Annotated in this window: 2 protein-coding genes; both read left to right on the top strand. The window is 31.3% G+C overall.

Translation table 11 applies throughout. The features are described from left to right. Positions 1-115 precede the first annotated feature (115 nt). On the top strand, positions 116-781 hold the full coding sequence (locus tag AMD01_RS13845) for a hypothetical protein (protein WP_053402025.1): 666 nt from the start codon (positions 116-118) through the stop codon (positions 779-781). A gap of 36 nt (positions 782-817) precedes the next feature. Next, positions 818-1240, top strand: a complete 423-nt coding sequence (locus tag AMD01_RS13840; protein ID WP_053402024.1) for a hypothetical protein — start codon at positions 818-820, stop codon at positions 1238-1240. Positions 1241-1260 lie beyond the last annotated feature (20 nt).

The raw sequence follows: 1260 nt of genomic DNA, 5'->3' as shown, positions 1-1260 counted from the left end.
CACCTACGGGTACTTTTTTACCCTTTATTCTCTCAATAAAAAGGAAACAAATATTTATAATAGAATTTATATTCTATACTAGAAATATAGGGAGGCATAAAACATGAAAAGATGAATGTTTAAAAATCAATTAAAATCGTTTTATTTTGTATTGGTATCTTCTTTATTACTCATAATCATCACTCTAATTATTGTCTATTCCACTCAACCTTCTCAAAATAATACCGTTTCTATCCAAGGATTATCAGAAGTACCACCCAATGGATTATATAAAATAGAATCTCCTAAAAGTCATTTCCCTGAAAGCCTAACTTTTCTTCAGGCTTATCATTTATCTATTTCGTTATGTCGCCAATATGACTCAGAGTGTTTACTTTCTTTTATGAATAGTGTAGATGATAAAAAAGTAACTGGAGAAGATGGAAAGAAAAATAATTGGCAAGGACTATTTACAATGCCTCTGAAAAAAAAACATATAGTCATTGCTATTGAAAATGGAATTCTTAAAAACTACGAAATTCTTGATATTACGGATGAATATACAATACCCGAATCACGTCTAAAAGTGGATAGTAACGTAATAGTGAAAAAAGCTATAAATCATTGGGGCTTAAAACCTTCTCCTATTGATGATTTATTTTCTCATGGTTTTCATTTCAGAGTATTACGAGACAATAAAAACATATATTTCAGCGTAGATGGAAAATCCAATGGAAAAACTAAAGAAATCTTCTATGATCCTACAACTGGGCATTATTTAGGTCACACCATGTCTAAATAATAGATAAAGATACAAATTAGGAGTGTGAAAATAATAATGAAAAAACTCTACGTACTGATATTAAGTATATTTATAACACTAAGTTTTAATCTTCCTGCACAAGCCACTACATATACTAATCAAACCGTCACAGCATATGTAGCGCTCTCAGGAAAATTAACTTATTATGAAACAACACCTGTTAGGTACAGTACTGCTGCTATGAGACCTGCAACATGTCGCAATGTAAATTCTGGAACAACACTTCCAAAAGGAACGATTATTACAACCTCTAAAGGGCTAACTTTTCCTGATGCTCGACTAAGAAGCTCATTTTCAGTTTATGACATGGGCGATGTAAATTGCACTCGTGACGTAACGGATTATTTTTTTGACGTATATTTTGGAGTAAAGGGAACTGCTGATGAAACGAATGCTAAAAAATTTTATTATGCTTCAGTGACTTATACAACTAGATAGGGTTAGATAACTGTTTTTTA

The sequence above is a fragment of the Priestia koreensis genome (assembly GCF_001274935.1).
Lineage (GTDB): Bacteria > Bacillota > Bacilli > Bacillales > Bacillaceae_H > Bacillus_AG > Bacillus_AG koreensis.
Note: the sequence above shows the minus strand (reverse complement) of the source record. Positions and strands in the feature narration are given on the sequence as shown.